Source organism: Arenibacter antarcticus, assembly GCF_041320605.1.
GTDB lineage: Bacteria > Bacteroidota > Bacteroidia > Flavobacteriales > Flavobacteriaceae > Arenibacter > Arenibacter antarcticus.
Genome location: NZ_CP166679.1, coordinates 4686283 through 4694007 on the forward strand (window position 1 = coordinate 4686283; position 7725 = coordinate 4694007).

The window sequence follows — 7725 nt, forward strand, 5'->3', positions numbered from 1 at the left end:
AAATTATAGCATGCCTATGAAATCGGTCTCCGAAATAATGGGTACTCCCAAACTTTCGGCCTTGGTTCGTTTACTGGGTCCCATATTGTCTCCCGCAACAAGATAAGAAGTTTTTGAAGAAATACTGGAACCTACCTTGCCTCCGTTATCCTCAATTAATTTCTTAAGCTCATCCCTACTTACATTTTCAAAAACTCCAGAGACTACAAAAGTCTTCCCATTAAAGAGGTCTGTCTGGTTGAGAAGTTTGTCTGCTGAGACCTCAAGTTGTACTCCCTCCACCTTTAGTCTCGAAATAATCTCCAAATTGATTTCGTTTTGAAAAAAATTAACTACACTCTCTGCAATACGTTGTCCAATTTCGTCCACTTGCATCAATTCCTCTACCGTGGTGTGCTGCAGTGCTTCTATACTCTTATAGGCTTTTGCTAATTTTTTAGCGACGGTTTCCCCAACAAACCTGATCCCCAGAGCAAACAACACCCGTTCAAATGGAATATTGACAGAATCTGCGACTCCCTTTATTAAATTCTCTGCCGATTTTTCTGCCATTCGCTCTAAGGGTAACAACTGTTCCTTAGTTAAGCCATACAGATCGGCATAATTCCGGATCAGACCCTCCCTAAAAAGCAACTCCACTGTTTCACCACCCAACCCTTCAATATCCATGGCCTTACGGGAAATAAAATGCTGTATACGACCTGTAATCTGGGGTGGACACCCATATTCGTTGGGACAATAATGCTTGGCATCCCCTTCGTTGCGTTCCAATTGTGTTCCACATTCCGGGCATCGGTCAATATAAATTGTAGGTTGGGACGTTATAGGTCTTTGAGTAAAATCGACCCCTATTATTTTTGGGATGATTTCTCCTCCCTTTTCTACAAAAACGGTATCTCCTACTCTGATATCTAGCTTTTCAATTTGGTCTGCATTGTGCAATGAGGCGCGTTTTACTGTAGTACCTGCTAATAAAACGGGCTCAAGATTAGCTACTGGTGTAATGGCTCCTGTACGACCAACCTGATAGGAAATCTCATTCAAAACAGTTGAAACCTGTTCTGCCTTAAATTTATAGGCCATTGCCCATCTTGGTGATTTGGAAGTATAGCCCAGTTCTTCTTGGTATTGAATACTGTTTACCTTAACCACAACTCCATCTGTTTCATAAGGGAGTTGGTGCCTGTGCACATCCCAATACTCCACGAATTGAAGTACTTCATCGGTGTTTTTACAAAGCTTGGCTACTGTTGGGACTTTAAATCCCCAGTTCCTTGCTTTTTCTAACATTTGGAATTGTGATTCCAATCCTAGGTCAGTCCCCACAATACTGTATAAAAGGCAATCCAAAGGTCGTTCTGCTACCAATGCGCTATCCTGCAATTTTAAACTCCCCGCAGCGGTATTTCTCGGATTCATATAGGGCTCCTCTCCGTTTTCGATCCGCTCTCTATTCATTTGGGCAAAGCCTTCAAAGGGTAACACTATTTCTCCCCGAATGTCGAATTTCAGTGGATAATCCCCCTGCAACTGTAATGGTATTGATCTGATGGTCTTAACATTGTTGGTAACATCATCCCCCTGAAATCCATCTCCCCTTGTTAGGCCCCTAACCAAATTTCCATTTTCATAGGTAAGACTGATGGAGGCACCATCGTATTTAAGTTCACAGGTGAATTCCACCGTTACATCACCCAATATTTTTTGGATCCTTTTTTCCCAGTCTTCCAAATCTTCCTTGGAATAGGAATTGTCCAAAGAATACATTCGACGTTCGTGTGCCAACGTTTCAAAATTCTTAGTAATGGCGCCTCCTACCCTTAAGGTTGGGGAATTGGAGTCGTTATATTCGGGGTGCCTATCCTCCAACGCCTGCAACTCCTTCAATTTCATATCAAAATCATAGTCGGTTATGGTAGCATTGTCCAACACATAATAATTATAATTATGCTGATGTAATTCTCTTCGCAGTTTTTCTATTTGCTGTTTAATCTCCATCTATAGTTGTTCCTTTTTTATCCATTTTGGCAATGGCTGTGGCTGATAGTTTCTCATTTTGGTCAAAAGTCCTTCAATAGATTCATCTACCAGTAACATATCGTAATTTTCCTGTTTTAAAAATCCCTTATTCACCATGGTGCACATGAATGCCAACAGTTCGTCGTAAAAACCGTTGATATTCAATAAGCCTATTGGTTTTTGATGCAGTCCCAACTGCGCCCAAGTAACCATTTCAAATAATTCCTCCAAGGTACCAAAGCCTCCTGGAAGTGCTATAATGGCATCGGATAGGTCGTGCATTTTCAATTTACGCTCATGCATGTTCTTAGTGATTATGAGCTGGGTAAGTTGGGTATGAAAGACCTCTTTAAGTTTTAGAAAATCGGGAATCACTCCAATCACCTCACCTTTATTGTCCAATACACCAGCAGCTAACTTCCCCATAATTCCAATTTTGGCCCCACCGTAGATGAGTCTAATATTGTCTTTGGCAAATGCTTCGCCCAATTGGGAGGCCATTTGTATTATTAGTGGGTCATTGCCCTCGTTACTACCACAAAACACTACAATGCTTTTCATATGTAGATATTTATTGATTTTTATCGGTCATATGCGATTCGCATATCTTCATTCGTTTTTGCGACCAGATTTCGGTCATGCTCATTTCATATTTTTAATTTAAATCAAAGTGCGATACTAAGACTGCTTATAATTGATTGTAAGTTGCTCATCGCGGCTTAATTTGAAGTTTTTAAATGTATTGGTTCCATACCCCTTTTAACATTCTATGGTTCCCGTAGATATCTTCCTTTAGTTCAATTTCCGAAAAACTCATATCTTCCATAAGTTTTTTGGTCTCTCCGCCCAAATACTGATTGATCTCAAGAAACAGCATCCCACCTTTGTTTAGATGGCCACTGGCAAACCTAACAATACTTTTATAAAACAGTAATGGATCCTCATCGGGAACAAAGAGTGCCGAACTTGGCTCGTAATCTAATACGTTTTTGTTCATGGCGCTCTTTTCCAATTCCCTAACATATGGCGGATTGGAAACGATAATATCATATTGCCCTTCATAATCTTCTAAGGAGAGGGCATCAAATTCTACAAACTCCACCTTTACATTATTCTTTTCGGCATTGCTTCTCGCAACCTGAATGGCCTTTTTTGAAATATCTAACCCTTTTACTTCGGCATTTGGGAGGTTCTTGGACAGCGATATCGCAATGCAGCCACTCCCGGTCCCTATATCTAATATGGAAATTTCTTTTCCCTTGTGGGGGAGCTGGTCCAGGATCCAATAGACCAATTCCTCTGTTTCTGGACGTGGTATCAACACATTTTCATTCACCATAAAATCCAGATCACAGAATTGTGTATTCCCCAACACATACTGTATTGGCCGCTGCAGTTTTACTTCACTCAAAACCCTAAACAACTGCGCCTCCTCTTCCTTAGAAATAGTTAGATTGGGCTCCAATGCCAATACAAATCGCTTTAGGCCCAGATAATGTTCTATGGCCAAATAAAAAAAACTATCCACCTCTTCGTTGGGAAAAAGTGTATCCAGTTCTTTATGGAATATATTTTTAATCTCTTTCAGTTGCATTTTTATCCGTTAATTGCCAATAATAAGATGATAGTAAAGCACCTACAAAGCTAAGGTTGAAAATCTATAAAGATTTTAACATCCAAACATTACAGGAATAATGACCGGTATCGCCCATGGGACCTTCCAAATAATCAAATCCCGTTTTTAGGTACAGCTTTTGGGCTGCCTTCATATAAGGTAAGGTTTCCAGATAACAGTGTTCATATCCAAATTCAACGGCCCGTTTTAAACAGCTGTTAATCATTTTTTCTCCTATCCCCCTACCCCTGACCTCTCCTAGAAAGTACATTTTCTGTAGTTCGCACACATTCCCCTCATAATTCTCCAATTGGGCAATCCCTGCACACCCCACAATTCTTCCTTGTTCCTCCACCACAAAGTAGGTAGCTCTGGGTAGGTCATAATTCTGGAACATCCGGTCCAATGAGCTATCGGCATAGGCGGTGCCCACTTTTGGAACACCCAACTCAATTAAAACCATTCGTATTACCCCAGCAACCTTCTCATTATCCGTTATTTCCATTTCCCTTATAATGGTCCCTATCATATGCTTTCCTAAATTCTACCAATATTGTGCTATTTTAGCGGAGTGAAGATACATGAAAAATATATTTCGAGATGTATACAACTGGCCAAAAATGGTCTAGGGAGCACCTTTCCTAACCCAATGGTAGGTAGTGTAATTGTTCATGACCAAAAAATTATCGGGGAGGGATATACCAGTCCCTATGGCGGGGCGCATGCCGAAGTAAACGCCATTAATTCCGTTCAAGACAGTACACTCTTAACTAAGGCAACGCTTTATGTAACATTGGAACCCTGCTCCCATCAAGGTAAAACCCCACCTTGTGCCGATCTTATAATAAAACATAAAATCCCAAGGGTAGTAATCGGCGTTTTGGACCCCCATGAAAAGGTGGCCGGCGAGGGGGTACTGAAATTGAAGGCCGCAGGCTGCGAGGTAATTGTTGGTATAATGGATCAAGAGTGTAGAGAACACCACAAGCGTTTTTTAACTTTCCATACCAAGCTACGCCCCTACATAATTTTAAAATGGGCCCAGACCAGTGATGGATTTATAGCCCCATTAGATACTAAACGAGAAGGTAATCCTGAACCATTTTGGATCAGCAATCCTTATTCCCAGCAGCTGGTACACCAATGGCGAAGTCAAGAACAAGCTATTATGGTTGGCACAAATACGGTACTTGCAGACAACCCAAAATTAAATGTTAGGCGCTGGAAAGGAAAAAATCCTACGAGAATAGTCTTGGATCGGGAATTAAAAATCCCAAACCATTTTCATGTTATGGACGCCGGTGTAAAAACCATTGTTATTACTGGCAACCTTCCACAGGAACCACTTGCAGACATTACTTACGAAAAAATAGATTTCACGAACAATTTAGCCCAACAAGTCTGTACCATACTTCATAAACACCAAATTTTAAGTGTAATTATAGAGGGAGGCGCAAAAACCTTACAAAGCTTTATAGAAGAAGATCTATGGGACGAGGCCAGAATTTTCACAGGGCAAACACAGTTTGGTGCCGGATTAAAATCTCCGTTGATAGTAGGAAATGTAATAGAAAACAAACCATTATTGACCGATACTTTAACACTGATCAGACATGATTAAAAATATTATTTTCGATTTCGGGGACATATTTATTAACTTGGATAAGCAAGTAGTTTTTAAAGCGTTCATAAATCAAGGGATTTTAGAATTTCCTCCTAGCTACCTAGCCTTGAATGATGATTTTGAAGTTGGAAAAATTAGTCCCGATGAATTTATTTCAAAACTACAATCAGATTTCAATCATCTTTCCTCCACCGAAATTTCCACTATTTGGAATTCCATGCTGTTGGACTTCCCTGAATACAGATTAAAGTTTATTGAGGACTTGGCAAGTCAGAAAAAATACCGATTATTCCTTTTAAGCAACACCAATGCCTTGCATATTCCACATGTGGAACAGATTATAGGAATGGATCGTTACGTGCGATTTAAAAATTGTTTTGAGCAGTTTTACCTTTCCCATGAAATAAGACTTAGAAAACCGAATAAGGAAATATACCAATTTGTATTGGATAATAATCATCTAATCCCCGAAGAGACTCTGTTTATTGATGATACTTTGGAAAATACGGAAGCTGCGTCAAAATTGGGTATAAAAACCTGGAATCTATTAGTCGGTAAAGAAGACATCATTGACCTAAAGAATAAGTTGTAATGCTAGACCTTGGGCTGAGCGTTCTATTTTCGAGCATCATATTTGTAGTCTTTAAGTTGTTTGTCAAAACTGGCGTAGAAACCCCATATGCCATTGTTGTTAATTACCTAGTAGCCTCTATGGTTGGTTTTTTCTTTTACACAAAGGAAATAAACCTATCTGAAATCCCAGAAAAACCTTGGTTTTGGGGCACTATGTTACTAGGGGTATTATTTATCCTTGTGTTTAATCTTATGGCAGCAGCTTCACAGCGAAGTGGAATCTCGGTTGCATCTGTTGCCACCAAAATGTCTTTGGTTATCCCAGTGGTATTTGGAGTGGTGGTCTATAACGAAAAACTGGGACCATTAAAAATAATCGGAATCGTTTTAGCCTTGGCGGCCGTATATTTTTCCTCTGTAAAAGAAAAGGACATCCCTTTAACCAAAAATATTTTTATCTTGCCAGCACTGGTGTTTTTAGGTTCTGGAATAATAGACACGAGTATTAAATTTTTGGAAGAGACCCGAGTGCCCATAGAGGAATTTCCTTTATTTTCGGCCACTGTTTTTGCATCTGCGGCAATGGCCGGACTTATTTTTGTAGCGGTCAGATCCTTTAAACACAAATTAAAGTTTAAAGTAAAGAATGTTCTAGGGGGTATTGCTCTGGGGGTCCCAAATTATTTTTCCATTTATTTTTTGTTGGCTGCCCTCCAACACAAAGCGCTGAACAGCGCTTCCGTTTTCACCATTAACAATGTGGCTATTGTTATGTCTACAACCCTATTGGGGATTGTATTGTTCAAAGAACAAGTCAGTATAAAAAACTGGGCGGGCATCAGTCTTGCTGTGATCAGCATCATTTTAGTCGCCTATTTTTAAGTGTAATTATGAATCTTGATACCTATAAAACTATTAGCGAACCAAGCACGGAAATTTTGTTCAAGGAAAGGAAAAGCAAATTTTTCGGTTATGCTTTTCCGATTTTGAGTGAAGAGGAGGTAAAACCGATTCTTGAGGAACTCAGAAGACAGCATCCAACGGCCAACCATCTTTGTTATGCATGGCAATTAGGAGTGGAGGATGTTAAATATCGCGCTAATGATGACGGGGAACCCAACAATTCTGCTGGAATGCCCATATATGGCCAAATACAATCCTTTAGCATCACCAATGTGTTAATTGTTGTCGCTAGGGTGTTTGGAGGCACAAAACTTGGCGTAGGCGGCTTAATAGCCGCTTACCGGACTGCGGCACAAATGGCCTTAGAGAGCGCCCATATCATGGAAAGGACTTTACAGCAGCAGTTTTTACTCTCCTTTGATTATCCTGATATGGATAAAGTGATGAGAACGATAAAACAAAATCAATTGGAAATTATTTCCCAAGAAATGGAAATGGACTGTAAGATTGTTATATCGGTAAGAAAAAATGATGCTGACCGTACGGAAAATACGTTTTCCTCCATGCATCCGGTAAAAGTAAAACGACTAGATATTTAGTTTATCCAAAATATAATCTGGGCATTTCATAGGTTTATTGGCCTTTGTATCCATAAATGCCAGAACCGTGTTCGCGGTTATCAACAATTCATTCGCTTCATTGTGTATTTCATAGTCGAATTCTATCCGCACCAATGGCTTCTTATGGATTCGTGTCGTAACTGTAAGAAGGTCATCATACAATGCCGATTTTTTATACTTGATACTCAAAGAAATAACTGGCAACATTATTCCGTTTTCTTCCATTGTTTTATAGGAAATTCCTATCGCCCTTAACCACTCAACCCGCCCCATCTCTAGGTATTGCGGATAATTTCCGTGATATACCACTCCCATTTGATCGGTTTCGGCATACCGCACCCTAAAAGAAAATTGATTAAAATCCATGTTAT

At 39.8% G+C, this 7725-nt stretch carries 9 protein-coding genes; 4 read left to right on the top strand and 5 right to left on the bottom strand.

Going from position 1 to position 7725, the window contains the following annotated elements; all coding sequences use genetic code 11:
• Window positions 1-3 precede the first annotated feature (3 nt).
• The 4 genes from ligA to KCTC52924_RS19305 form a co-directional block, all read right to left on the bottom strand.
• Window positions 4-1998 carry an NAD-dependent DNA ligase LigA gene (gene ligA / locus KCTC52924_RS19290; protein WP_251809355.1) on the bottom strand — a complete coding sequence of 665 codons (1995 nt, stop codon included), beginning with the start codon at window positions 1996-1998 and terminating at the stop codon, window positions 4-6.
• Window positions 1999-2580, bottom strand: coding sequence for a TIGR00730 family Rossman fold protein (locus tag KCTC52924_RS19295; protein ID WP_251809356.1), 582 nt, complete (start codon window positions 2578-2580; stop codon window positions 1999-2001).
• A gap of 172 nt (window positions 2581-2752) precedes the next feature.
• Window positions 2753-3613, bottom strand: a complete 861-nt coding sequence (gene prmC, locus KCTC52924_RS19300; RefSeq protein ID WP_251809357.1) for a peptide chain release factor N(5)-glutamine methyltransferase — start codon at window positions 3611-3613, stop codon at window positions 2753-2755.
• Between the two features lie 64 nt (window positions 3614-3677).
• Window positions 3678-4163 (bottom strand): GNAT family N-acetyltransferase, encoded by a 486-nt coding sequence (locus tag KCTC52924_RS19305; protein WP_251809358.1) that lies wholly within the window; start codon window positions 4161-4163, stop codon window positions 3678-3680.
• A gap of 42 nt (window positions 4164-4205) precedes the next feature.
• Here KCTC52924_RS19305 and ribD point away from each other — a divergent pair, with 42 nt between their 5' ends.
• From ribD to KCTC52924_RS19325, 4 genes are read left to right on the top strand one after another with little or no spacing between them, the layout of a single operon-like run.
• A complete protein-coding gene (gene ribD, locus KCTC52924_RS19310) occupies window positions 4206-5255 on the top strand; it encodes a bifunctional diaminohydroxyphosphoribosylaminopyrimidine deaminase/5-amino-6-(5-phosphoribosylamino)uracil reductase RibD (RefSeq protein WP_251809381.1) in 1050 nt (349 codons plus the stop codon).
• The gene (locus KCTC52924_RS19315; RefSeq protein ID WP_251809359.1) at window positions 5248-5850 is read left to right on the top strand and encodes an HAD family phosphatase; all 603 of its coding nucleotides are present in this window, start codon (window positions 5248-5250) and stop codon (window positions 5848-5850) included. The genes ribD and KCTC52924_RS19315 overlap by 8 nt, the downstream gene beginning before the upstream one ends.
• A complete protein-coding gene (locus KCTC52924_RS19320) occupies window positions 5850-6713 on the top strand; it encodes a DMT family transporter (RefSeq protein ID WP_251809360.1) in 864 nt (287 codons plus the stop codon). Before KCTC52924_RS19315 ends, KCTC52924_RS19320 begins: the two co-directional genes overlap by 1 nt.
• A gap of 8 nt (window positions 6714-6721) precedes the next feature.
• A complete protein-coding gene (locus tag KCTC52924_RS19325; RefSeq protein WP_251809361.1) occupies window positions 6722-7333 on the top strand; it encodes a YigZ family protein in 612 nt (203 codons plus the stop codon).
• On the opposite strand, the gene KCTC52924_RS19330 is transcribed toward KCTC52924_RS19325, so the two are convergent.
• The gene (locus tag KCTC52924_RS19330) at window positions 7322-7720 is read right to left on the bottom strand and encodes a thioesterase family protein (RefSeq protein WP_251809362.1); all 399 of its coding nucleotides are present in this window, start codon (window positions 7718-7720) and stop codon (window positions 7322-7324) included. The two genes, KCTC52924_RS19325 and KCTC52924_RS19330, sit on opposite strands and share 12 nt — an antisense overlap.
• Between the last annotated feature and the right edge of the window lie 5 nt (window positions 7721-7725).